Below are 24,900 nucleotides of genomic sequence, written 5' to 3'. Positions count from 1 at the left end.
TCCGCTCCAGAACGCTGCCCCTGGGCGGCGCCCGGGTCACCAGCGCGTCAGCCCTGGGCGGCGCCTGGGCCCACCGCGCCGGCTCCAGGTGCCGTCTGCTTCGGCAGGTGCTGCTGCAGGTCCTGCCTCAGGTGCCGTCGGCTTCGACAGCGTCGTCCCTTGGCGTCGTTGGCCTTGCCGGACCGATGGGCCGCGGTCGAGTCACGCTGATGTCGTGGCGTCGTGGCGTCGTGGCGGTCAGCGTCCGTCGAGCCCCTCGCTCAGCAGCCGTTCCAGTACTTCGGCGATGCCGTCGGCCTCGTTGGAGGAGGTGACTTCGTCGGCGATGGCCTTGAGGGAGGGGTGGGCGTTGGCCATGGCTACGCCGTGGGTGGACCAGGTGAACATGGGGATGTCGTTGGGCATGTCGCCGAAGGCGATGGTGTCGGTGCGCTTGGCGCCGAGGCGGCGGGCGGCGAGGGAGAGGCCGGTGGCTTTGGTGAGGCCGAGGGGGAGGAGCTCGACGATGCCCTCGCCGGCCATGGCGACCGTGACGAAGCCGCCGGCGGCCTGACGGGCGGCTTCGGTGAGCTCGTCGGAGGTCAGGGTCGGGTGCTGTATGTAGATCTTGTTCAGCGGGGCCGCCCAGAGGTCGGAGACGTCCGTGAGCGGGGTGGTGGGGAGCGAGCCGTGCAGGGCGTAGCCGGGGCCGATCAGTATGGCTCCCTCCAGGCCCGCGCGGCTGGCGGCCAGGTGCAGGGGGCCGACCTCCGCCTCGATCTTGGCGAGGGCCACGGCGGCGAGCTGCCGGTCCAGGGTGACGGCCGTGAGCAGACGGTGCTCTCCGGCGTCGTACACCTGTGCGCCCTGGCCGCAGACGGCCAGTCCCCGGTAGCCGAGGTCGTCAAGGATGTGGCGGGTCCAGGGGACGGCCCGGCCGGTGACGACGATGTGGGCGGCGCCCGCCGCGGTGGCCGCGGCGAGCGCCTCACGGGTGCGCCGGGAGACCGAGTCGTCGGAGCGCAGGAGCGTTCCGTCGAGGTCGGTCGCGATCAGTTTGTACGGGAAGCCCGAGGGCGTCACGGATGTGTCGGAAACCTCGGATGCCTCGGACGCATCCGGATCCGTGGTCGTCCTGGAGTCCGTGGAGCCCTCGGTGGCGGCCGCTTCGCTCACTTGGCTACCGGCTCCAGCACCTCGCGGCCGCCCAGGTACGGACGTAGAACCTCGGGGACGCGGACGGAGCCGTCGGCCTGCTGGTGGTTCTCGAGGATCGCGACGATCGTGCGCGGGACGGCGCAGAGCGTGCCGTTGAGCGTGGCCAGCGGCCTGACCTGCTTGCCGTCACGGACACGGATCTGCAGGCGGCGCGACTGGTACTCGGTGCAGTCGGAGGTCGAGGTCAGCTCGCGGTACTTGCCCTGGGTCGGGATCCACGCCTCGCAGTCGAACTTGCGCGAGGCCGAGGAGCCGAGGTCGGCGGAGGCGACGTCGATGACCCGGAAGGGCAGTTCGAGCGACGTCAGCCACTGCTTCTCCCAGTCCAGCAGGCGCTGGTGCTCGGCCTGCGAGTCCTCAGGCGCGACGTACGAGAACATCTCGACCTTGTCGAACTGGTGGACGCGGAAGATGCCCCGGGTGTCCTTGCCGTGCGAACCGGCCTCGCGGCGGAAGCAGGGGGAGAAGCCCGCGTAGCGCAGGGGGAGGCGGTCGGCGTCGATGATCTCGTCCATGTGGTACGCCGCCAGCGCGACCTCGGAGGTGCCGACCAGGTACAGGTCGTCCTTGTCGAGGTGGTAGACGTCCTGGGCGGCCTGGCCGAGGAAGCCGGTGCCGGCCATCGACTGCGGGCGGACCAGTGCCGGGGTCAGCATCGGGGTGAAGCCGGCCGCGGTGGCCTGGGCGATCGCCGCGTTGACCAGGGCGAGTTCGAGGAGTGCGCCGACGCCCGTCAGGAAGTAGAAGCGCGAGCCGGAGACCTTGGCGCCGCGCTCGGTGTCGATGGCGCCGAGGATCGTGCCGAGCTCCAGGTGGTCCTTCGGCTCGAAGCCCTCGGCCGTGAAGTCGCGGATCTCGCCGTGCGTCTCCAGCGTGACGAAGTCCTCCTCGCCGCCGACGGGGACGTCGGGGTGGACGAGGTTGCCGAGGCGGAGGAGGAGCTCCTGGGTCTCGGTGTCGGCCGCGTTGCGCTCGGCGTCGGCGGCCTTGACGTCGGCCTTGAGCTGTTCCGCGCGCTTGAGCAGCTCGGCCTTCTCGTCGGCGGAGGCCTTGGGGATCAGCTTGCCGAGCGACCTCTGCTCGGCGCGGAGCTCGTCGAAGCGGACGCCGGACGACCTGCGCCGCTCGTCGGCGGACAGGAGAGAGTCGACGAGCGCGACGTCCTCTCCACGGGCGCGCTGGGACGCGCGCACACGGTCGGGGTCCTCACGGAGCAGGCGAAGGTCAATCACCCCACAAGGCTACCGGTGCCTGGTTCCGGCCCACGACTTGAATTCGCGGTACGCCGTTTCTGTGGCGCTTTGACCTGAATGTTGATCACGGTGGTCGGGCCCGCCGGCGCCGGTGAATGTCAATGAATTGCGGTCCGCCCCCTCGAAGGGGGCATGCGGGTGGCGCCTGGTTGACTCGACTCCCTTGTTTCGTACAGGACTTGGCATTCGGTCGTCCACAGGAATCCGCAGTGTCGCAAAGTTATCCACAGGCTGTGCGAAAGATCTGTGGACTTCGGGGAAGATCGCAGGCGAAGCCGGACGCCGACTTGAGGATTCCCGACTCAAACCGCCTTCACGCCCACTTTCGAGTGGATTCGCACGGAAATGGGTCGCCCTAAAGGATTGACGGGGGGAGACACATGGGCGAAGGGTGACCTGCGGGGGTGTGGACACAGCAGGGCTCGCGAAGGGGATTTGTCGACCGAGTGGCACCGTGTTGTCGACTTGTCCCCAGGTCGAGAAGCAACCCTGTGGATAACTTCTGTGGACAAAGAAAATAGGCAGGTAGCACCGGCGAGCGGGCCGCGCTAGAACCGACCGTCCTGGCAGCGCGCCACCCAGTCCGACGCGGCCACGAACTCGGCGTCGGAGGTGCCCGGCAGAGTGGGCCGGATCTTCGCGGTGGCGGCATCGGCGCGCGGGTACGAACCGAGGAAGCGCACCTGGAGGCAGACCCGCTTGAGACCCATCAGCGCCTCGGCCACCCGGCGGTCGGAGATGTGGCCCTCGGCGTCGATGGCGAAGCAGTAGTTGCCGATCCCCTCGCCGGTCGGTCGGGACTGCAGCAGCATGAGGTTGACGCCGCGGACGGCGAACTCGCCGAGCAGGTCGCGCAGTCCGCCGGGGTGGTCGTCGCGCTGCCAGATGACGACGGAGGTCTTGTCGACCCCGGTCGGGGCGGCGGGCCGGGCGGGACGGCCGACCAGGACGAACCGGGTCTGGGCGTTCTCCGCGTCGTGGATCTCGGTCTCCAGGGCCTGAAGGCCGTACCGCGAGGCCGCGAACTCACCGGCGAAGGCGGCGTCGTAACGGCCCTCCTGGACCAGTCGGGCGCCGTCGGCGTTCGAGGCGGCGGACTCCCAGACGACGTCGGGCGGGAGGTTGGCCTTCATCCAGTTGCGGACCTGCGGCTGGGCGGCCGGGTGCGCGGTGACCGTCTTGATGTCGGAGAGCTTGGTGCCCGGGCGGACCAGCAGCGCGAAGGTGATCGAGAGGAGCACCTCGCGGTAGATCATCAGCGGCGCTCCGGCGACCAGCTCGTCGAGCGTGGTCGTGATGCCGCCCTCCACGGAGTTCTCGATCGGGACGAACGCGGCCTCGGCCTCGCCGTTGCGGACGGCGTCCAGTGCGGCGGGCACGGAGACCATCGGGACGAGCTCGCGGGTCGCGGACTCCGGCAGCGTGCGCAGGGCGACCTCGGTGAAGGTGCCCTCGGGACCGAGGTACACGTAGCTGGCTGGCATGGACTCACCCTAATGGCCTTGCGGCGCCCCGGCGCACGTATCTCGCCCCACCACCCCTGAGAGCGACGTACGGCCTTGTGGGCGCCCTCACGCCTCCCTGGAACCCGACGCAGGGGCTGTGGGCGGGGTCGGTCGCGCTTGCCGACGCCGACAGGGCGCCGCCTGCGGGCAGCCGAGCCGCTCCAGCAGCTCGGCTGCCCGCAGCCAGGGGAGTGAAGGAGGGGTCAACCCTCCAGCAGGTGCTGCCCGACATAGCCCCCCTCCGCCGCGCCCCCCGGCACGGCGAAGAGGCCGCTGGATTCGTGGCGGATGAACTTGGAGAGGGCGTCGCCGCGGTCGAGTTTGCGCTGGACGGTGACGAAGCCGCGGAGGGGGTCGGCCTGCCAGCAGACGAAGAGCAGGCCCGCGTCGGGAACACCCTTCGCGTCGATGCCGTCGTGGAAGGAGAACGGCCGGCGGAGCATGGCCGCGCCACCGTTCTGGTCGGGGCGGGTGATCCTGGCGTGCGCGTTGATCGGCACGAGGAGATTGCCCTGGGAGTCGGTCTTCTCCAGGTCCATCGCGGTCGTCTCGGTCGCCTTCGCGCCCCCGCTCAGGGGCGCGCCGTCGGACTTCCGGCGCCCGATGACCCCCTCCTGTTCCTTGACCGAGAGCTGCTCCCAGTCGTCGAGGAGCATGCGGATGCGGCGTACGACGGCGTAGGAGCCGTTCGCCATCCAGGCCGGGTCGCCGGAGGTGGCCGGTGAGGCGGACGCGGGGACGAAGATCCGCTCGTCGAAGTCGGACTCGGTCGGCTTCGGGTTGCGAGTGCCGTCGATCTGCCCCATCAGGTTGCGGGCCGTCATGGGGTGGGCCGTGGCGCCCGGTGAACGGTTGAAGCCGTTCATCTGCCACCGCACCCGGGCCGCGCTGCCCGCGTCCTTCTGGAGCGCGCGCAGGGCGTGGAAGGCGACGAGCGCGTCGTCGGCACCGATCTGCACCCACAGATCGCCGTTGCTGCGCGACGTGTCGAGTTGGTCCGAGGAGAAGTCGGGCAGCGGGTCCAGGGATTCCGGGCGCTGTTTCTCCAGACCGGTACGGGCGAAGAAGCTGTGCCCGAAGCCGAACGTGACCGTCAACGACGACGGTCCCGCGTCGCGGGCGATGTCGGTGTCGTCCTGTGCCGTGGGCTCGCCCGCCATCAGCCGGCGAGCCGTGTCCGACCAGCGGCGCAGCAGAGCGGCCGCCTCCTTGCGCCCGGCCCCGGCGGCCAGGTCGAACGCGACGAGGTGGCCGCGGGCCTGGAGGGGGGTGGTGATCCCGGGCTGATGTTTCACGTGAAACCTGACCTCCCCCGCGCCGAGGGAGGCCAGCGGGGTGACCCTTTCGGCCGAGGAGGACGAGGCAGCGGAACCGGCCGCGTATCCGGCGGCGCCGCCTGCCGCGCCCAGTGCGAGACCCGTCGCGCCGGCGGTGCTCAGCAGGAGGCGACGCGAGATCGTTCCACCAGGGGATGGGGTGGCGCCGTCTCGCCGGGACTCCGCAGGGCCGGACGGCGACCGCGAGTCGTCCGTGGTCGCTCGGGCCCGTGCGGTGGTAGCCGCATGGTCACCACCGCCCCGCGCCCTCTTGGGGGCGGCGGAGCCGTCTTCGACAAGGTCCTGGTCAGCCATGGTGTGTTTCAGCCGATCTTCGCGTTCTTGCTGACGGTCACCTGATCGATCTCAGATGTCCGTACGGTGATTTCGATCTTCCAGTCGCCCGCCATGGGGAGCTGCACGCCGTTCGCCGTCCAGTGGCCGGCGGTGACACGGTCGGGCACCACGGGCAGGGGCCCGATCTTCTTGGCCTCCAGGGTGAAGGCGACCTTCACCTCGGGGACGTCGAAGGGCTTGCCGTCGGGGCGCTGGACGTAGACGTGCATCTCGTTGGCGCCCACGCGCGCGGGGTCGATCTCCAGCCGTGCCACGCCCTGGCCGTCCTTGCCGCCGGTGTCGAACGACATGTCCAGCGCCAGCGCTCCGGACTGCTCGGCCTCCTGTGTCAGAGCCGCGTTGGCTGCCTTGGCCTCCTCCACCGTGCGCCCCGGCTCGGTGGCCGTCAGCACCGTCGTGACGGCGAGCAGCACGACGGCGACGCCCGCCTCCGCCAACACCGACCGGCGCAGTCCCGTACGGCCCGGGTCGGCGTTCCGCATCCGCTTCTCACGGGCGGTCGTCATCGCCGCCTGCTGCCGGGCGAGCTGAGCGGCCCGCTCCGAACGCTCGGCGGTGGGCTCGGAACCCTCGCCGGCGCCCCGTGCGGAACCGCTGCCGACGCCCGACGCGGAACCACCCTCGGCGACCTTCGTGGAACCCTCCTTGGCGACCCGCGCGGGAGCTCCCCCGGTGGCCTGCCCGGAGCCGCCGCTCGCGTGCGCGGCCGCCGGTACCTTCTCCACCGCGGCTTCCGCTTCGGCCTCGGCCGGTGCCTCCGCAAGCTGCGAGGTCCACCGACGTGAGATCCACGCGATGCCCACGAGCAGGGCGACCAGGCCGATTTTCACGAGGAGCAGTTGTCCGTACGACGTGCCGGTCAGCGCGGACCAGGTGCCGACCTGGCGCCACGACTGGTAGATCCCGGTCGCGGTCAGCACGAGCACACTGCCGAACGCGACCCGTGAGAACCGTCGTACGGCCACGGTCTCGATCTGCGCCTCGACGGGTGCCCGGAACAGTGCCACGAGCAGCGTCGCCAGGCCGCCCAGCCACGCGGCGACCGCCAGCAGGTGCAGGACGTCCAGGGGCATCGAGATGCCCGTCTGGATACCGGTCGAGGCGTGCTCGGCCATCGCCCAGCTCGCGGCGAGACCGGCGGCGACCACGCCCCCGCCGATGGCCAGCCCGAAGGTGAGGTCTCGCCGGAGGGAGTCGTCGTCGTCCTCGTCCTCTTCGCCGTCCTCGACGCTCTCGACGGTGTCCCCTTCGAGTTCGTCGATTCCGTCGATTCCGTCGACCTCGTCGACCCCCTCGATCTCCTTCTCCTCGGCCTTCGCGGGATCCTCGGCCTCCCCGTCGTTCTCGACCTCCTCGTCCCGTCGCGCGAACGCCCCGAACAGCACCGCGATGAACAGTGCCGCCGCCGCGAGCAGCAGCAGACGGGAGACGAGGGCGGCGCCCGTCTTCGTCTGGAGAACCTGGCCGAGGAGGTCGAGGTCGAACACGTCGCCGAGCTTGCCGGAGCCGGTGTAGGAGCCGCGCAGGAGCAGCATCGCGAGGGTGGCGGTGGTCAGCGCGAGCCAGCCGGAGACCACGAGCCGCTGCACGGGTCGTACCCCGGCACCGCGCTGCCAGCAGGCCAGCACGAAGGCCGCGCCGCCGACCAGCAGGATGAAACCGGCGTACGACAGGTAGCGCGCGAACCCGTAGAGACCGCCGACGACCCCGCCGCCGACCTCCTGCTCGGGTACCGCGACCGTCGTCTTGGAGGGCGCTCCCACGGAGAAGGTGAAGGCGCCGGAGACGGGGTGGCTGTCCGCCGAGACGACCTGGTAGGTGACGGTGAACGTGCCGTCGGGCAGGCCCGAGTGCAGCCCGACCGCATAGCTGTTGCCGCCCAGGTCGGTGACCTCGCCGGTGTCGGCCTCCTTGCCCTTGGGGTCGTACACGCGCACCGAGCCGTCGGACATCGCGACCTTCTCGGAGAAGGTGAGCGACACCTGGTCCGGTGCCTCCTGGACCACCGACCCCTGCTGCGGGTCGCTGCCGGTCAGCGCGGCGTGCGCGGAGACGGGCACGGCACCGGCGAGCAGCGCACCGACGGTGGCGAACAACAGCAACAGCAACGGCCTCAACCGGCTCAACGGTGCTACCTCCCTCAGTGCCCGCTGGTCGGCTGGTACGTCGCCGACTTCACGGGCATCTCGACCGTGATGGCCTCGGACTTGGTGAAGTTCAACCGCAGGGACACCGTCTCGCCTTCCTTCGGCTTGCGCTTCAGGTTCTCGAACATCAGGTGGTTTCCGCCGCTCTTGAGCACGAGTTCGCCGTCGGCGGGGACCTTCAGGCCCGCGACCTCCTGCATCGACTGCCCGGTCGTCTCGTGGACGGTGACGTCCTGGGCGATGTCGCTGGTGACGGAGGTCAGCTCGTCCGCCGTACCGCCGTCGTTCTCGATGACGAGGTAACCGGCGGCCAGGGAGTCCGTGACGGGCTGCGGCATGTAGGCCGACTTCACGGACAGCTTCGCGGCGGAGGACGAGGGGTCGGAGGAAGAGGAGTCGGAGGAACCGCAGCCGGTCAGGACCAGCGCGGCGGTGGTGATCAGGACGGGGCCGGCGAGTCGTCTCACGGGTTCTCGCCCTTGAGCAGCTTCGGCAGGTCCTTCTCGTAGTCCTGCACGGTGGCGTCCTCGCCGTACAGCACATAGCCGCCGTCGGTCTTCGGCGAGAACGCGATGACCTGGGTGCCGTGCTCGGAGACGGGCTTGCCGTTCTTGTCCTTGGTCGGCGGGGCGATGGAGATACCGAGCTTGCGGGCGCCGGCCTGGATGTCGTCGAAGTCGCCGGTCAGACCGACGATCTCGGCGTCGATCCCCTTGAGCCACTTACCGAGCTCCGCCGGGGTGTCCCGCTCCGGGTCGGTGGTGACGAAGACGAGACGGAGGTTCGCCAGCTCCGACTTCGACACCTTCTTCGCCACCTCCTTCTTCGCGACCGCGAGGTTGTTCATGGTCAGCGGGCAGACGTCGGGGCAGTTGGTGTAGCCGAAGTAGATCAGCGTCGGCTTGCCCTCGGTCTCCTTGCGGAGGTCGTACGCCTTGCCGTTCGTGTCGGTGAGGACCAGATCCGGCTTGGTGAACGGCTGGTCGAGGACCGTGGAGGCCTTCCGCGGGCCGGTGTCGGAGACCTCGGCGACCGACGTCGTGGAGTCGTCGCCCGTGCCGCAGGCCGAGAGCGTGAGGAGGGCCGCGACGAGCAGGGCGCCTGCCGCGAACGTCTTCTTCTTCGTGTTCGTACGCATAGAGAAATGTCCCAGATGGTCGAGCCCCGGCGCGCACGGGACGTACGCCGTCGCGGACAGCACGGTCTACGAAGTTCTGCACCAAAACTTCTGTCCGAACTTCTGTCCGAACTTCTGTACGGGACCGCGTGCGCGCCGAGGGGGAAGGGGGCCGAGAAGCCGGAGGCTCAGGCGTTCGTGCGCCGGCGGCCGGCCAGCACGCCGTACGCCACGCCCGCGGCACCGACGACGATGCCGACGATCCCGAGGACGCGGGCGGTGGTGTCGCTGGTGTCGGCGGGCGCGGCGGTGGTCTCGTTCGACGCGGCCTTGGCGTCGTCGGTGTCCTCCGACTCGTCGGAGGCGGTGGAGGCGCCGGAGCCGTGGTGATCGTCGGACGCGGCCGACAGCGCGAGCACGGGCGCCGGGTTCTCGGGCTCCTCCTCGCCGTCCTTGGGCACCTCGATCCAGCGGACGACTTCCTTGTCGGAGTACGTCTGGATGGCCTTGAAGACCAGTTCGTCGGTGTCCTCGGGAAGCTGGCCGATGGAGACCGGGAACTTCTGGAAGAAGCCCGCCTTGATGCCGTCGTCGTCCGCGGTCCAAGTGATCTTGGAGACCGCCTCGTCGATCTGCTCACCGTGCAGGTCGACCGGCTTGTCGAGCTTGGACTTGGTGACCTTGATGTCCCAGCCGGGGATGGCCTCCGGCTGCGCCGAGGCGAGCGGGTGGTCGGTCGGGAAGTTCACCTCGAGCTTGGTGGTCGTGGCGTCGTCGCGCTCGTTGGGGACCTTGAAGTTGACGGTCGCGTACCCGCCCTTGGCCGCTGTGCCCTCCGCCGCGACACTGACGTGCGCGAACGCGGGGCCGGACAGGAGGAGGACGGCCGAACCGGCGAGGGCGCCGACGGCGGCGATACGAGAAACCTTCATGACTGGTGACACTCCACAGTGCGTGAGGGAGACGAGAGGAAGAGGGACGACGCGCGCGGAGAGCCGACAGCCGAAAACCCAATAGCCGAAAGCCCGACAGCCGACAGCGACAGTCGATAGCTGGCAACTGGGAGCCGGCAGCCGACAGCGACCGCTGGCATGGCATGGCATGGCATGGCATGGCGCTGGGGCCAAGGGCCGGGAGCGGATGCGCGCGCGTTCTCGACGCCGTACGACGGACTCCCCCTCCCAGGTGGGGAGTGAGCGTGCGTCGTGTCAGGCGGCGAGGGCGAAGGCGGGCGCGGCGGTCGGCGGGCCGCGGCGGACGAGCGTGTGCTGGAGCGCGGTCGTACGCAGCGCCGCGGGCGCCGCGTACACGGTGTGCGAGGCGCGCGAAATGGCCTCCGGCACACCCGGGAGCCCGGAGCGCAGGACCCGCGCCAGCGCGAGCGCCCCGCGCAGGGACCGTACGAGCGGCTCCTGGGCCGACAGCTGGGCCAGGCGCAGCAGTGCCAGGTCGCCGTGGCGGAGCATCCACCCGGCGGCGACGGCCGCGAGCACGTGGCCGAGCAGCATGGGCAGGGACGGCAGGAGGGCGGCGGGGGAGCCCGCCGCGGTCGTCATGGCGTCCGCCGGATCGTGCGCGGCGTGCGTGCTGCCGACCCCGGCCTCGGTGAGGATCCGCCGGGCCTGCGCGGGACTCAGGGCCGCGGCGGTCGCGCCGCACACGAAGCGGGCGGCGCGCTCGATGAGCACCGCGTCCATCGTCTCCGTGGTCCGCGACGCGGCTGTCGTCCCGTGCTGGTTCAGCCCGAACAGAACGTGCAGCGCGGTCTGGCCCACCGCCAGCATCGCCGCGATGCCCGGCAGCGAGCGTTCCCGCCCGGCCAGCACTGCCGCGACGGAGAAGACGCCGACGAACCCGACGCCCAGGCTCCACAGCGGGATCGTCGCGCACGAGGCGAGCGCGTGCCCGGCCCCGGCCAGCACGACGCAGACCGCGGCGAACACCGCGGCCCGCAGAACCCGGAGATCGCCTCCGGCGCGCGACCGGCGCGGGGCGCCTGGCCGGTGTGGGTGGGGGGCAGTCATGGCGGGCCCATCATCGCACCGGGGCGCTCCGCTGGGTTCGGCGGGTTCATGACGGGAGGTACGGGGGGAGCGGGGCCGGTGTTCAGGTGGGGGTTTGGGCGCGGGAGGGGGTGGGTGCGCGGTCGAGTGGCGGGTGCGGGTCGTGGGTGGCTTGTCGCGCAGTTCCCCGCGCCCCTGAAAGACGTGCGGTGGCCCGCGGTCCTGAAGCGTGCCGTGGCCCGCCCCCCCTGAAAGACGCGCTGCGCTCCCCGCTCCCGTTCCCCGCCCCGCGCTCCCCGTGCCCGTTCTCCGCCCCGTTCCATTGAAGGCCGCGGGACCTCCTCGTTCCTTTGAAGGTCGCGGGACCTCCTCGTTCCTTTGAAGGTCGCGTGACCGCCCTGGCCCCCTGAATCCCGAGGTCGGCCGTGGTCGTACACGTGGGGGTGGGGTGTCAAAAGTGGTGGGTGATTCGGAAGGGTTCGGTCCGCATACACCGATTGTGGGGTGGACGCATCCGCCGTATGGGCGGAGAGACGGCCTCCGGGCGATTGCGCACGGCCCTCGGCGGCAATACGTAACGGTATGTCGAGCCGCGGCCAGGAGGCTGGAGCATGAGCATCTGGTGGTCACTCCATTTGCGGCGTGAGGCTGCGAGCGTGCCGCTCGCCCGGCGACTGTTGATCGGCACGATGGAGACGGCGGGCGTCGACCCGGACGTCTCCTACGACCTCTCCATCGCCCTCAGCGAGGCCTGTGCCAACGCGGTCGAGCACGGCGGTGCGGTCCCGGCCGGCGCCACCACCGAGGCCTACCGGGTCACCGCCTATCTCGACGGCGAGAAGTGCCGTATCGAGGTCGCCGACTCCGGCCCCGGCTTCCCGCACCGCCACCCGGTCCGCCCGGCCCACACCGACGCCGAGAGCGGCCGCGGCCTCTGTCTCATCCGGGAACTCGCCGACCACGTCCACATCGGCAACAAACCGGGCCGCGGCGGCGCGATCGTCAGCTTCGACAAGATCCTCAAATGGCGCGAGGACGCACCGCTGGTGGCGGTGTAGACGCCCCGCCCTCCCCCTCGGTCACTTCCCCCCCCCGGACACTCCCTCCCGGCGGACACCTCCCTCGGCGGCTCGGTTCCTCGGACTTCTCCGTGTCGCACCCATGCCCCCCCGATGCCGGTGACTTTCCTCGGTGTAGGAACGGGGCAGGGGCACGTGGAGTATGACGAACGGGCTCAATCTTCCGGCCCCGGCCGCCGCGACACAGCTCTCGAACAGGCAAGCGGGACGCGCCGGGCACGTCACTCTCCTACGGCCGAACGCCCCGCCGGTGTTCTTCCGCCACCCGCCGGGCGGCCCGCAGGGCGTCCGCGCTCACCTCGTCCCCCGCCAGCGCCTCCCGGAGCCCCGCGACGAACCGCTCCCCGGTCACCGTCAGCGCCTTCGACCCCACCAAGGTCCCCATGGCCTCCGCCGTCTGGTCGCGCCACCGGGAGAACTGCACCTCGGCCTCCCGCCCGCCTCCGCTGCGCCACCGGGCGAGCCAGAAGTCCACCACCGCAAGATGCGCGTACGTCCCCTGCAGCAACCCCTCCAGCGGGCGCGGGTCGGGGCGCCAGGGGGCGTAGAACAGCGTTGCGCAGGCGGGGTCGTGCAGGTCGGCCAGGTCCAGTACGGCGCCCAGCTTCACGTGCTGGAACTCATGGACGAGGAGCAGCGCCAGCGTCTCCGGTGCGGCAGGGCGGGCGATGGCCACCGCGCCGAAGGCGTCGCGGGCCGCCGAGCTGATGTCGGCACCCTCGGGGGAGGGAAGGAGCGGGGTGATCACGCGGAGGCCGGCCGCGATGCCCGGCGCGTATTGGGGCAGTTCGCGGCGGATCCAGGACCAGGCCGCGGTCAGGTCCGCCCGCCACGCCTCGGCCTCGTCCTCGGTGAGCCGGGGGTGCGCCGGATGGCCGTGGCCGTCCCGCCAGGGGTCGGTGTCCTCCAGGGCCACGGTCCAGCCGTCCAGTTCGAACCGCCGACTCCCCCGCCAGGCCGGGTCGGCGGGGCCGTTCCGGGCCATCGTGTACGTCCGGTCGCCCGCCTGGACGGTGAAGCCGTCGGTGTCCGTGCGCACCACGGCCCGCTCGACGCCCGCTTCCACCGTCAGCGCCCCGAGCGTGGGCAGCCGCAACAGCCCGTCGTGGACCGGGACGACGACCGCCGCCCGGCGCCCGGCGCGCAGCGCGGCGGCGGCGGCGATCTCCGCGATCCCGCGCGTGGCCGGCGCGGCGCCTCCGGGCGGTCCTACCGACGGACGGGCCCCGAGGGAGCCGAGGGAGTTGAGGGAACCGAGGGCCCAGGATCGTACGTAGGGGTGGGCCAGGACTCGGTCCACGGCCTCGGGTGCCTCGCTGTCGAGGGCGGACAGGGTGTTCCAGGCGTCCTCGGCGTCCTCGGCGGCTTTGGAGTTCTCGGTGTTCTCGGCGTTCATGGCGTCTATGGCGTTCTCGGCGTCGTCGGTCGGCGGGGTCCGCGTCGCCTCGTGCCGTACCAGGGCCAGCAGTTCGCGGGCCAGGGCGAGTTGGTGGCGGGACAGCAGGTCCACGGTGGCGCTCGTGCCGCGACCGGTGGCCAGGTCGGCCAGGTGGTGGTCGGCCAGCACCGGCCGCGCGGACTGGTCGGTCATGTGACGGTCCCGGAGGTCGGTGATCAGGGACAGCAGGTCGGAGCAGTACACCGACGGGTTCAGGAATCCGCTGCCGTCGGACCGATAGCGGTGGGCGTAGAGGCCGCCGCCGCAGGAGCGCACCACCGGGCAGGCGCGACACTGCTCGGCCAGCCCGTCGAGGCCCTGCTGCCGGGCCACGATGCCCGGATGCGCGGCGACCTCGTCCAGGGAGTGGGTGAACACGTCCAGGCCGGTGGCGGGCGCTCCGTCGTGCGCGGTCTTCAGGGAATCCGCCTGTTCGAAGGTCCCGTCGGTCTCGATCACGGCGAGGTCGGCCGGGGACAGCCCCAGCGACTCGGTCAGGCTGCTCTCGCCGCGCAGGGTCCGCAGGACCGACTCGAAGACGCGGACGTCCATGGAGCGGCCGGTCGCGGTCCAGCGGTCGTGGACGGCCAGCAGCCAGCGCGCGTAGGCCGTCCCGTCGAGGTCGTCGGACGGGCGCGGGGGCGGATCGTCCCAGGTGGCGTGCGGGAGGAGGAAGTCGACGCGGGGTGGGGCGAGTTCGGCGAGCGCGTCGTGGACGGCGACCGGGTCGTTGCGCAGGTCGACGGTGCACAGGATGCCCGCGAAGAGGTGGCGGTAGCGGGGCCGGTTGAGCAGGGCGACGGCCTTGAGGACCCGGTCGTGGCTGCTGCGTCCGTCGGCGTAGCGGCGGTGCAGGTCGTTCGCGGCCCTGTCGCCGTCCAGCGAGACGCCGACCTTGATGTCGAACTCGTCGAACAGGTCGAGGAACCGCTCGTCGAGCGTGACGGCGTTGGTGTGGATCCGCAGGTCCAGCTCGCACACGCCGCCGAGGGCGGCCGTCAGTTCCGTGGCGGCCCTGCGCAGCCGGGTCCGGCCCGCGAGGAGGGGTTCGCCGCCGTGCAGGACCACGTGGACGGCGGCGAGCTCATGGGTCTTCGCGTGCTCGGCGATGCGTTCCGCCGTGGCGCGCAGGACCTCGTCCGACGCCACCAGGGGCCGGCCGCGCCAGCTCTGGTCCGCGTGTTCGTACACGTAGCAGTGGTCGCAGGCGAGATCGCAGCGACTGTGCATCTTCAGCACGAACTGGCGTAGCGGCAGGAGCGGTCGGCCCATGACGGTCATGTGGATGTCGGGGAGTCGCGGGGGTCGGGGTGTCAGACGGAAGACTGGAAAGCCGCTACCGCGACCCTTCCCGGCCCCCTCTGTTCGACTCCGTTCGACACGGCACGGGTCAGAGCGGGCGACAGCGCGCCGCCGCTCCGCGCCGCCAACTGCACCAAAGACACCCGCTCCGGACCGACGGCGGCCGTAGTCCCTGACTCTTCGGCCGTGGCGTCGAGCGATGCGTTCATGGAGACCTCATCAATCTGTGCGTGGAAACTGACGGGGTTGCGGAGTCTTGCGGCTCGATGAAACAGATGCCGACAGGAATTTCTCACTTGAGCACCGACCGCAGAAGAAGTTAGCGGCCGACCAGGCGAACGGCGCCGAATATTCGGTCAGCTGCTGGTCGCGACCAGAACATAGCCGAAGCCGAGGAGTGCTTCGAACGGCAACACAAGCCTCGTCCGTATTCGGGGCGGCAAACGTGAGAACCGTCTCATCGCCCGCCGCGAGCACGGCGGTTGGGCCGGAGCGGCCGCGAAACCGGGCGGCTTCAGGCTTCTCGGCGCTCTCCGCACTCTCAGCCCCCTCACAGCCACGCCCCAGCCCCCTGACGGACTGCGTCCCTAAATTCGCTGCCATGACGGGAATCCACAAAAGCAAAACGATCACCCGGCGTCGCGCCCTCGCGGTGACCGGAGGGACGGTCGCCGCCGGTGGTCTGGCGGTCGCGGGGTACCAGTCGGCGTTCGCGGACGAGGCGGCGAGCAGCACCGAGGCGACGGCCGCGGCGTCTGCGACGAGTACCGCCGACGCGTGCATGACGCTGATGACGAGCGTCACCGAGGGCCCCTACTACCTGGACGGCGCCCTGGTCCGGAAGGACATCACCGAAGGCAAGAGCGGTGTGCCGCTGACGCTGCGGCTCACGGTGGTGGACGCCACCGACGGCTGCACCCCGGTCCCCGGCGCGGCCGTGGAGATCTGGCACTGCGACGCCTGGGGCTACTACTCCGGCTACACCACCGCGAATCCCGGCGGTTCGGCGCCCGCCGAGAGCGAGGACGGCTCGACCGCCGACGACGCCACCTATCTCCGCGGCTACCAGATCGCGAACGCGAACGGGGTCGTCAAGTTCGAGACCGTCTTCCCCGGTTGGTACACCCCGCGCACCTGCCACATCCACGTGAAGGTGCACACCGGCGGTGAGAAGGAGGACGGCACCTACGAGGGCGGCAAGGTCAACTACACCGGCCAGTTCTTCTTCGACGACGACATCGCCCAGGAGGTCTTCACGCTGGAGCCGTACTCCCGGCACAGTGGCAGCTACACCACCCTCGACGACGACATGGTCTACGACGGCGGCGGCGCCTCCAGCGGTCTGCTCACCCTCAAGGCCGTGAAGAAGGCCGACCCGGCCCGGGGCTACAAGGGCTTCCTCACCCTCGGCATCGACCCCGACGCCGAGAACACCGGCGCCGGCGGCGGTGGCGGCGAAGGCGGCACGCCCCCGTCGGGCGAGCCCCCGGCGGACGCTCCGACCGACAGCGCCACGGCCTCCGAGTCGGCCTCGTAGGGTACGCCCATGAGCAGCCGCGAGGACGAGACGCTCGCGCGGGCCGCGGTGGCCGCGCTGACCAGGCAGTTGGAACTGGCGCCCAAGCCCGGCCTGCCCGACCCGCGCGATCTCGGCGCCCGGGTCACCCGGCAGGACCACCGCGCCCTGCGCTGGTCGGCCAAGGCGCTGATGCCCGGCCTCACGGCGATGGCGGCCTGCGCCCGCCGCAACGGTGCGCCCACCCCCGAACTCCGCGCCGAACTCGGTGCGATCGGGCGCTGCACCGAACACTCCGTGCAACTCGCCGGTGGCGGCCATCGCGGCGCCACGTGGGTGCTCGGCCTCCTGGTCGCCGCGGCGGCCATGGAACCCGGCGCGCGGGGGCTTGAACTCGCCGCCACCGCGAAGAAGATAGCCGCGCATCCCGATCGGCGGGCGCCCAGGCGGCCCTCCCGGGGGTCGTCGGTCTCCGCCAAGTACGGGGCGGCCGGCGCCCGGGGTGAGGCCCGCGCGGGCTTCCCCCATGTCCGGCGGGCGTTGGACGTCCTGAGCAAGGCCCGCACCGCCGGCACACCCGAGCCGGACGCCCGCCTCGACGCGCTCCTCACGGTCATGTCGACGCTCCAGGACACCGAGTTGCTCTATACCGCCGGGCCCCACGGGCTGCGGCATGTGCAGGCGGGGGCGCGGGGCGTGATCGAGGTGGGGGGTACGACGACCGATGCGGGTCGTGAGGCTCTGACCGCGTTCGACACGGACCTCCAGGGCAGGGGATGGAGCCCCCGCGGGAGTGGCTCGCTGCTCGCCGGGGCCCTGTTCGTGGACGCCCTGCCGATCACCGCGCGGGTGCCCGCATAGGGGTCCGCCCCCGCCGCCCCTACCCATTCCCCTCCCCAGGGGCTGCGCCCCTTCGACCCCCGGGTGGGTTGTTCGGGTGCGGGTTGTGCGTGGTTGCGCGCGCAGTTCCCCGCGCCCCTGAAAGCGCCGGGCGCGACCCACGCTGTTAAGGGGCGCGGGGAACTGCGCGACCAGCCCCCACTCGCCCGCACACGACAACGCCCGCACACGACAACGGCCGGGCACGACAACGGCCGGGCACGACAACGGCCGGGCACGACAACGGCCGGGCACGACAACGGCCGGGCACGACAACGGCCGGGCACGACAACGGCCGGGCACCCCGCGGGTACCCGGCCATCAACCTGTCGTCAGCTCTTCAGCGACGCCATCCACGCCTCGACCTCGTCGGAGCGGCGCGGCAGTCCGGCGGACATGTTGCGGTGGCCGTCGTCCGTCACCAGGATGTCGTCCTCGATGCGGACACCGATGCCCCGGTACTCCTCGGGCACGGTGAGGTCGTCCGCCTGGAAGTACAGACCGGGCTCGACCGTCAGCACCATCCCCGGCTCCAGCGTCCCGTCGACGTACGACTCGACGCGCGCGGCGGCGCAGTCGTGGACGTCCATGCCGAGCATGTGGCCCGTGCCGTGGAGGGTCCAGCGACGCTGGAGGCCCAGCTCCAGGACCCGCTCGACCGGACCCTCGACGAGCCCCCACGCGACCAGCCGTTCGGCCAGCACGTGCTGCGCGGCGTCGTGGAAGTCGCGGTACTTGCCGCCGGGCCGCACGGCGGCGATACCGGCCTCCTGGGCGTCGTACACGGCGTCGTAGATCTTCTTCTGGATCTCGCTGAAGGTGCCGTTGATCGGCAGGGTGCGGGTGACGTCGGCCGTGTAGTACGTGTGCGTCTCGACGCCCGCGTCCAGCAGGAGCAGGTCGCCGGAGCGGACCGGGCCGTCGTTGCGGACCCAGTGCAGCGTGGTGGCGTGCGGACCGGCGGCGCAGATGGAGCCGTATCCGACATCGTTGCCCTCGACCCGGGCGCGCAGGAAGAACGTTCCCTCGATGTAGCGCTCCGACGTGGCCTCGGCCTTGTCCAGCACACGTACGACGTCCTCGAAGCCGCGCACGGTCGAGTCGACGGCCTTCTGCAGCTCGCCGATCTCGAACCCGTCCTTGACCAGCCGCGCCTCGGACAGGAAGACCCGCAGTTCCTCGTCGCGCTCGGCGGTGACCTTGTCGGTGAGCGCCGCCTCGATACCGGCGTCGTACCCGCGGAGGACCCGCACCGGGCCGGTGGCCTCGCGCAGCTTGTCGGCGAGCTCGCGCACGTCGGCGGCGGGGATGCCGTACAGCTCCGCCGACTCGGTCAGCGAGTGCCGCCGCCCGACCCACAGCTCGCCCTGTCCCGACAGCCAGAACTCGCCGTTCTCCCGGTCGGAGCGCGGCAGCAGGTAGATCGTCGCCTCGTGGCCCTCGCCCACCGGCTCCAGGACCAGTACGCCGTCCTCCGTCTGGTTACCGGTGAGGTACGCGTACTCGACCGACGCCCGGAAGGGGTACTCGGTGTCGTTCGAGCGGGTCTTCAGGTTGCCCGAGGGGATCACCAGGCGGTCGCCCGGGAAGCGCGCGGAGAGCGCGGCGCGGCGGGCGGCCGTCTCGGCGACCTGGGCGATCGGCTCCAGGCCGTGCAGCTCGGTGTCGGCCCAACCGGACTTCATGTTCTCGGCCAGCTCGTCGGACACGCCCGGGTACAGTCCGTTCTTGCGCTGCTTGATCGGCTCCTCGGCTTCGGTCGCCTCGGTCTCCGGGATCGCCGGCTCGAGCTCGTCCGCCACGGTCATCCTCCTAGGTACGGCACTGGACCCCGTCCATCGTACGGTCGTACCGAAGGCGGCCCAGGAGGCCGAGGCACCTCTCACGACGGGTCACCAAGCCCTCACGGGAAGCAGCCGCGAGGGCGCGACACCTCCGCGCGCGGTGACCGCAACCCCGCACCCCGCACCCCGGGCACGAAGCGACCGCGCCCGCCCGCCCGGCAGGTGGCCGGCCAGGCGCAGATCCATCGACGCCGGCCCGCCCGACACACGGCCGTCGGCGACACACGGCCGTCGGCGATACACAGCGCCGGGCTCACCGACACACGAGGCCGGGCTAGGCGGCACGCGGCGCCCCGCCCGACGGCGCCCCGCCACCGTCCCTACTCGAACCGCGCCGCCAGCAGCACCACGTCCTCCGTGCCGTCGGCCTCGTCGAGGCCGTCCGGGAGGACGGTGCGCAGGATGTGGTCGGCGAGGGCGCCGGGGTCGGTGCGCAGGCCGCGGGGAACGCCCGCGGCGGCCGCGTGGAGGCGGGCGAAGGAGCGGTCGACGGTTTCGCCGGTGCGCTGGAGGAGGCCGTCGGTGTAGAGCAGGACGGTTTCTCCTGGCTCGGCGGTCAGCTCGACGCTGGGCGCCTCCCAGCAGGCGAGCATGCCGAGGGGGGCCGACAGGGACGTCTCCACGTACTCGGTGCGGCGCTCGCCGATCACCAGGGGCGGACTGTGTCCGGCCCCGGCCAGCGTGATCTTGCGCAGTGCGGGCTCGATGTAGGCGAAGAGCGCGGTGGCGGAGCGGGCGGGCTCGGTGAGCCGGAGGAGCAGTTCGAGGTCGGAGAGGACGGCGACCGGGTCCTCGCCCTCCATCACGGCGTACGCCCGCAGGGAGGCCCGCAGCCGGCCCATCGCGGCGACCGCGCTGGGCCCCGACCCGGTGACCGAGCCGACCGCGAGGCCGAGCGCGGCGTCCGGCAGCGGCAGCGCGTCGTACCAGTCGCCGCCGCCGCGTGGCCCGGTGCGGTGCCGGGCGGCGAGCTGGACGCCGGCGACGCGGGGCAGCCGGGAGGGGAGCAGTTCCTCGGCGATGGTCGCCATGCACGCGCGCGTGCGCTCGACCTCGACGAGCCGCGCCAGGTGCTCGGCGGCGTACCGCGTGTACAGCCCGACGAGGTGCCGCTGCCGCTCGACCGGCTCCGCGGGTTCGTCGTACAGCCAGACGGCGGCACCGAGCCGGCCGGCCCCCTCGGCGGACAGGGGGAGCGCGTAGCTCGCCGCGTATCCGAGCCGGGCGGCGACCTCGCGGTGGCGGGGGTCGAGCCCGTCCTCGGCGAACAGGTCGGGCTGGGCGATCTCGCCGTCCCCGCCGGGCAGTCCGTCGAGGATGCGGCCGTACGGCAGGGAACTGCGCGGCACGGTTTCGATGTGCCCGAGGTCGGCGCGGCCGAGGCCGAGGCCGATGGTGGTGTCCGGGCCGAGTCCGTCACCCGGTTCCAGGACGACGAGACCGCGGCGGGCGCCGACCAGGGCGGCTCCGGCGTGCAGGGTTTCCTGCAGCGCGCTCTCGAGTGAGTCCGTGCGGGTCAGACGCTCGGTGAGCTCGTGCAGCGTCGTGAGGTCCGAGACCCAGCCCGCGAGTCTGTCCTGGAGAACGGCCCCGGGAGCGGTGCCCGGTCCGGTGGCGGGAGTGGCCGATGGGGTGCCCGGGGCGGCGGGCGCGGGCGCGACAGTGTGTGCGGGGGAGGGAACCGTTGAATCGATTCCAGCCACTTTCGGAGGGTGAGGGGCGTTCATGGTGTCCGGCTTTCCGACCGGTGCGTATTGCTCAAAAGCATCGCAAACCCCCATGTCATTCTGCGCCGCTAGCAGTGTCTCCACATGTACACGCACTCGTGAGGAGATGTCCAGCATTGTCCTGCTGGGATATCTGGTGTCCGTGAGGCGGTGTTGGACGACTGTCGGCTTCTTGTACAGTCCTTTGGAAAAAGCAAAGTTGGCTAAAAAGTGTTGTGGTGAACGGTGTATTGAGGTCGACTGGCCTTGTTCAACAGAGCGTCACAGCGGTCGTGATGGGTACGTACTCGGTGAAGACCAGGGGCGGCGGAGGCCACCCGGAACCTGGCGACGGACCCGGGCGTCCTATCCACCGACGACCGAGCCCCATCCTCCCGTGGCGGAGGCGGCGAGCACATGCGGGACAGTAAAACGCCAGGCGCCGCCACCCCTACGCCATGCCCATGCTTTTGACAGACGCAAGTCGACGCAAGCGAGGGACGCGGACGTAACCGAGCTCGGCCCGCAGGGGTTCCCCTTGTCCGCGACAGGGGTGTGATGCGCCAGCAGGTACGCACAGTGCAGTGAACGACACATGTTGTGATGTGACCCACGGTGTTGCCATGCGTGCAACGGAAAGGACGAGCGCTCATGCGCGAGATCCCCGGAAAGCGACGCAGGCTCCTGTCCAAGCGCAACGGCGGGAGGCCCGAGCTTCTTGAGCAGGCCCTGACGTTCGCCACGGAATGGCAGTGGCCCGTACTCCCGGGGGTGGCGCCGGACCCGCAGGGGCGTGCTCGCTGCGGCTGCCCGGACCCGGAGTGCGTGGTGCCCGGCGCTCACCCCTTCGACCCCGGCCTGCTGGCCGCCACCACCGACGAGCGCATGGTCCGCTGGTGGTGGACCAACCGGCCGACGGCACCGATCGTGCTGGCCACCGGGGGCAGCGCCCCCTGCGCGGTGAGCCTGCCGGCCCTGGCCGCCTCCCGTGCCCTCGCCGCGCTCGACCGCACCGGTATGCGCCTCGGCCCCGTGGTCGCGGCCCCGCACCGCTGGGCGATCCTCGTCGCGCCGTACTCCATGGAACAGCTGGGCGAGCTGCTCTACGCCAAGGACTTCGTCCCCGGCTCCCTCCGCTTCCACGGCGAGGGCGGCTATCTCGCCCTGCCCCCCTCGGAGACGGGCCACGGCCTGATCCGTTGGGAGCGGGCGCCGCTGCCCGGTTCGGCCGCCCCCTGGGTGCCCGGTGTCGAGGCGGTCGTGGACGCGGTCGTCGACGCCCTCACTCGTACGGGTGTGAGCGCGCCCGACTTCTGAGCCCGCCCGGCGCGCGGGGGGCCTGGTGCTCCCGGTCGGTCGTTATCTTCCGCACATGCAGCGTCTTCCCGGGGGCCGCGGGGCCCCGCCGCGCGGCCGCCACAGCGCTCTCCCGCCCCGGAGCCGTAGAGCACCCGAGTCGGCGCGCGGCGGGCCGGACCCACGCCGGCTCCGCCTCGCGGGACTGACCACGGCGGTCGCGGTCGCGCTCGGCCTGCCCCTCGCCGCCTCCGCGGGCCCGCTCGGTGACGTACGGACGTCCGAGCGCGCCTCCCGGTCCGAGCGCACCCTCCCCTCCGAACTCGACCGTGCCGCCGACCGCGTCGGTGAAGCCGCCGGACTCGGAAGCGGGGCCGTGGGGCCGGCGCACGGCGCCGGTGAGGACGCCGAGGGTTCGTCCAGGCGCGTCGATCCGAAGGCGGGCGGAGCGGGCGAGGCGGACGGAGATCCGGCGGGCGGCGCCGACGCGGCGGACGATGCCGCGCTCTCCTCGCGCCCCCTGCTCGGCCTCGGACTCGCCACCGCCGCCCGCTGCGGCCCCGAGCTCACCTCCCCCGACGGCATCGAGGCGCAGACGTGTGTCCTCACCCAGGGCGAGCGGACCTGGGCCCGCACGTACTACCGCAACGCCACCGGGCGGGAGCTGAGTTCGGTCCTCAGCATGATGGCGCCCGGCGGGCACACCGTACGGATGCACTGCGCCGTGAGCGCACACGACGAGCCGGGGGCGTGCGAGACGCCGAGGGAGCGTACGCGGGGCGCTACGGGGGCGTACACGGCCGTCGCGGAGTTCGCGGCACCGGACGGCGATGGGCCGCTGTTGCTGCGCTCAGGGAGCAACTCGGGCCGCTCGTAAGGGCGTTGACGCCGATCGCGGGTTCCGTACAGCGGAGCCGCTCCGATCCCGGGCATGAAAAGACCCGGTTGCTGGCGACGGGGGATGCACCAGCAACCGGGCTAATGGAACCGTAACAAGAGATCGGCGCTTCGCAAATTCGATCTCGGCTATTCGGACACGAATTCGCCTGTCACGTAGGGGAGTTGTGACAGGAGTCACCACACTTCGAACGCACTCGGTCAGCCGGGTGTCCGACCGGCCCGGAAATGTACGTCAGCTGAGCGTGACCTGTCGGTTGGTGAGGCCGCCGCGCGCCCGGCGCTCGTCCGGGGTGAGCGGAGACTCGTCGGCCAGGGCGGTGGCGAGCCGCTCGGCGAACTCGGCCGCCGGCTTCTCGACGTCGTCCGCGCCGACCCCGCTGGGGAGGTCCCAGACCGGCACGGTGAGGCCGTGAGCACGGAAGGAGCCGACCAGGCGGGTGCCCTCGCCGAGGCTGGAGCGCCCCGCCGCGTGCAGCCGCGCGAGGGCGTCCAGAAGCCGCTCCTCGGCGTGCGGCATGACCCACCGCAGGTGGTTCTTCTCCGGGGTCTCGCACCAGTACGCCGCGTCGACGCCCGCGAGCTTCACCGTCGGGATCGCCGCGGAGTTGGCGCGCTCCAGGGAGGCGGTCACCTCCGGGGTCGCGTTCTCCGAGTCCGGGACCCAGAACTCGAAGCCCGAGTGCACGACTGGCTCGAACTCACCTTCGGGGTCGAGCAGGTCCTGCAGACGTGGACCGTCGGCCGGGGCGCGCCGGCCCTGAACCGGAGTGCCCGGCTCGGCGGCGAGGGCGCGCTGGAGGGTGTCGGCGAGGTCGCGGCTGATGTCGCCGGACGCCGTGTCGTTCTGCAGGCCGAGCAGCACCGAGCCGTCGTCGCGGCGCAGCGCGGGCCACGCCATGGGCAGGACGGTGGCGAGCGTCACCGACGGGACGCCCTCGGGGAGCGCGTCCTTCAGCTTCAGCTCGACGGTGGCGGCGGGCACCAGCTCGCGCAGCGCGATCCAGTCGCCCTCGCCCGGCAGCCCCTCGAAGGGGCGCTGCACCAGCTCGGTCACCGCATGGGCGGCGGCCCGGCCGTGACAGGCCTTGTAGCGGCGGCCGCTGCCGCAGGGGCATTGCTCGCGCGCGCCGACAACCGGAACCTGCCCATCGGCGCCTGCGGCACCGACTCCGCCGGTGCCCTGCGGGCGCTTGGCCTTCGTGTGGGGTCGCTTCTTGGCCATCGTGGGTGTCTCCCGATCACGGCTCGTCTCGTACTCGCGCGAGCCTAGCCGCTCGTACGACGCCCGACGGGACCCTGTGGACAACGCACCGAGTCGTCCCGGAACCGGCGGTTCGGGCCAGGTTGCGCACGCCTGGCCCGGGCCGGCCCGTCAGTCCATGTCCTCGAAGGCGTCCGCGAAGTCCAGATCGGGGATGCCGGAGACCGAGGGGGCGACGACGCGGCTGGCGAAGTCGTCCCGGCGGTGGGCGCGGTAGACGTCGTCCTGGACGACGACCCACACCGTGACCTCGCCGCGGGCGTCGTCGCGCACGCCCCAGTCGTCGGCCAGTGCCGTCACGATGTTCAGCCCGCGGCCGCCGTGTGCGGTGACCGAGGGCGTGGACGGAACCGGGCGGGTCGGACCACCGCCGTCCGTCACCTCGACCGTGAGCCGCCCCGAGGGGTCCATCCGCCAGGAGCAGCGGACGTCGCCGTCACCGGCCAGCGCCTCGCCGAGTGGCCTGCCGTGTTTGCAGGCATTGCTGAGTAGTTCGGAAAGGATCAGTAGGGCGTCGTCGATGACCGATTCCGCCACACCACCATCGCGCAACTGATTGCGCATCCGATGCCTTGCTTCTCCCACGCCCGCAGGGCCATGGGGTACGGCCATGCTCGACGACGTGGGCACCTCCTGTGCCACCACCAACGCCACCCCCGAGACCTCCTTCGCCCCACGCCACGGTGTGAATGCCCCATTGGACTGGACTGGAAACCGGCCAACACATGTGCTCTGACGCACTCGCCACGGTCGAATACGGATCGAACGCGCCGGTGTACACCCC

20 protein-coding genes are annotated in these 24,900 nt (G+C 71.5%); 5 read left to right on the top strand and 15 right to left on the bottom strand.

Features of this window, described 5'->3' with window-relative positions; translation table 11 throughout:
- Nucleotides 1-237: 237 nt before the first annotated feature.
- From OG272_RS24630 to OG272_RS24590, 9 genes are all read right to left on the bottom strand, one after another.
- Complete coding sequence (locus tag OG272_RS24630) at nucleotides 238-1,062, bottom strand: HAD family hydrolase (protein WP_326585730.1); 825 nt, start codon at nucleotides 1,060-1,062, stop codon at nucleotides 238-240.
- Nucleotides 1,063-1,151: 89 nt separating this feature from the next.
- Nucleotides 1,152-2,429: a serine--tRNA ligase gene (serS, locus tag OG272_RS24625; RefSeq protein WP_405894863.1), complete on the bottom strand. Its 1,278-nt coding sequence runs from the start codon at nucleotides 2,427-2,429 to the stop codon at nucleotides 1,152-1,154.
- 569 nt (nucleotides 2,430-2,998) lie between these two features.
- A complete protein-coding gene (pheA, locus tag OG272_RS24620) occupies nucleotides 2,999-3,934 on the bottom strand; it encodes a prephenate dehydratase (protein WP_326580946.1) in 936 nt (311 codons plus the stop codon).
- A gap of 224 nt (nucleotides 3,935-4,158) precedes the next feature.
- Nucleotides 4,159-5,586 carry an iron uptake transporter deferrochelatase/peroxidase subunit gene (efeB, locus tag OG272_RS24615; protein ID WP_405894861.1) on the bottom strand — a complete coding sequence of 476 codons (1,428 nt, stop codon included), beginning with the start codon at nucleotides 5,584-5,586 and terminating at the stop codon, nucleotides 4,159-4,161.
- 8 nt (nucleotides 5,587-5,594) lie between these two features.
- The gene (locus OG272_RS24610) at nucleotides 5,595-7,754 is read right to left on the bottom strand and encodes a copper resistance CopC/CopD family protein (protein WP_405894859.1); all 2,160 of its coding nucleotides are present in this window, start codon (nucleotides 7,752-7,754) and stop codon (nucleotides 5,595-5,597) included.
- Nucleotides 7,755-7,768: 14 nt separating this feature from the next.
- On the bottom strand, nucleotides 7,769-8,242 hold the full coding sequence (locus OG272_RS24605) for a copper chaperone PCu(A)C (RefSeq protein ID WP_326580950.1): 474 nt from the start codon (nucleotides 8,240-8,242) through the stop codon (nucleotides 7,769-7,771).
- On the bottom strand, nucleotides 8,239-8,913 hold the full coding sequence (locus tag OG272_RS24600; RefSeq protein ID WP_405894857.1) for an SCO family protein: 675 nt from the start codon (nucleotides 8,911-8,913) through the stop codon (nucleotides 8,239-8,241). Before OG272_RS24600 ends, OG272_RS24605 begins: the two co-directional genes overlap by 4 nt.
- Before the next feature lie 167 nt (nucleotides 8,914-9,080).
- Nucleotides 9,081-9,824 carry a YcnI family protein gene (locus tag OG272_RS24595; RefSeq protein ID WP_326580954.1) on the bottom strand — a complete coding sequence of 248 codons (744 nt, stop codon included), beginning with the start codon at nucleotides 9,822-9,824 and terminating at the stop codon, nucleotides 9,081-9,083.
- A gap of 276 nt (nucleotides 9,825-10,100) precedes the next feature.
- Nucleotides 10,101-10,916, bottom strand: a complete 816-nt coding sequence (locus tag OG272_RS24590) for a hypothetical protein (protein WP_405894856.1) — start codon at nucleotides 10,914-10,916, stop codon at nucleotides 10,101-10,103.
- 590 nt (nucleotides 10,917-11,506) lie between these two features.
- Here OG272_RS24590 and OG272_RS24585 point away from each other — a divergent pair.
- On the top strand, nucleotides 11,507-11,953 hold the full coding sequence (locus tag OG272_RS24585) for an ATP-binding protein (protein WP_327728835.1): 447 nt from the start codon (nucleotides 11,507-11,509) through the stop codon (nucleotides 11,951-11,953).
- Nucleotides 11,954-12,203: 250 nt separating this feature from the next.
- Here OG272_RS24585 and OG272_RS24580 read toward each other — a convergent pair whose 3' ends face one another.
- Nucleotides 12,204-14,693: an FxsB family cyclophane-forming radical SAM/SPASM peptide maturase gene (locus OG272_RS24580; RefSeq protein WP_405894855.1), complete on the bottom strand. Its 2,490-nt coding sequence runs from the start codon at nucleotides 14,691-14,693 to the stop codon at nucleotides 12,204-12,206.
- 32 nt (nucleotides 14,694-14,725) lie between these two features.
- A complete protein-coding gene (gene fxsA / locus OG272_RS24575; protein ID WP_326580962.1) occupies nucleotides 14,726-14,923 on the bottom strand; it encodes an FxSxx-COOH cyclophane-containing RiPP peptide in 198 nt (65 codons plus the stop codon).
- 392 nt (nucleotides 14,924-15,315) lie between these two features.
- Between fxsA and OG272_RS24570 the strand changes: the two genes are divergently transcribed.
- Both OG272_RS24570 and OG272_RS24565 read left to right on the top strand, forming a co-directional pair.
- On the top strand, nucleotides 15,316-16,251 hold the full coding sequence (locus OG272_RS24570) for an intradiol ring-cleavage dioxygenase (RefSeq protein ID WP_327728837.1): 936 nt from the start codon (nucleotides 15,316-15,318) through the stop codon (nucleotides 16,249-16,251).
- 9 nt (nucleotides 16,252-16,260) lie between these two features.
- Complete coding sequence (locus OG272_RS24565) at nucleotides 16,261-17,091, top strand: triphosphoribosyl-dephospho-CoA synthase (protein ID WP_405894853.1); 831 nt, start codon at nucleotides 16,261-16,263, stop codon at nucleotides 17,089-17,091.
- A gap of 350 nt (nucleotides 17,092-17,441) precedes the next feature.
- Here OG272_RS24565 and OG272_RS24560 read toward each other — a convergent pair whose 3' ends face one another.
- Complete coding sequence (locus OG272_RS24560) at nucleotides 17,442-18,917, bottom strand: aminopeptidase P family protein (protein ID WP_405894851.1); 1,476 nt, start codon at nucleotides 18,915-18,917, stop codon at nucleotides 17,442-17,444.
- A gap of 356 nt (nucleotides 18,918-19,273) precedes the next feature.
- Nucleotides 19,274-20,797 (bottom strand): PP2C family protein-serine/threonine phosphatase, encoded by a 1,524-nt coding sequence (locus OG272_RS24555; RefSeq protein ID WP_326580970.1) that lies wholly within the window; start codon nucleotides 20,795-20,797, stop codon nucleotides 19,274-19,276.
- Nucleotides 20,798-21,310: 513 nt separating this feature from the next.
- Here OG272_RS24555 and OG272_RS24550 point away from each other — a divergent pair.
- Nucleotides 21,311-21,976, top strand: a complete 666-nt coding sequence (locus OG272_RS24550; RefSeq protein WP_327728840.1) for a bifunctional DNA primase/polymerase — start codon at nucleotides 21,311-21,313, stop codon at nucleotides 21,974-21,976.
- Between the two features lie 55 nt (nucleotides 21,977-22,031).
- The gene (locus OG272_RS24545; RefSeq protein ID WP_327728841.1) at nucleotides 22,032-22,832 is read left to right on the top strand and encodes a hypothetical protein; all 801 of its coding nucleotides are present in this window, start codon (nucleotides 22,032-22,034) and stop codon (nucleotides 22,830-22,832) included.
- Between the two features lie 255 nt (nucleotides 22,833-23,087).
- On the opposite strand, the gene OG272_RS24540 is transcribed toward OG272_RS24545, so the two are convergent.
- Entirely contained in the window at nucleotides 23,088-24,077 is a 990-nt protein-coding gene (locus tag OG272_RS24540; RefSeq protein WP_326580974.1) for a DUF5926 family protein, read from the bottom strand.
- A 150-nt stretch (nucleotides 24,078-24,227) separates the two neighbouring features.
- Nucleotides 24,228-24,770: an ATP-binding protein gene (locus OG272_RS24535; RefSeq protein ID WP_405894850.1), complete on the bottom strand. Its 543-nt coding sequence runs from the start codon at nucleotides 24,768-24,770 to the stop codon at nucleotides 24,228-24,230.
- Nucleotides 24,771-24,900: the final 130 nt, after the last annotated feature.

This window comes from Streptomyces sp. NBC_00104 (genome assembly GCF_045160825.1).
In the GTDB taxonomy this organism is placed as follows: domain Bacteria; phylum Actinomycetota; class Actinomycetes; order Streptomycetales; family Streptomycetaceae; genus Streptomyces.
The sequence above is the reverse complement of the archived record's forward strand: the minus strand, read 5'-3'. Positions and strand labels throughout refer to the sequence as shown.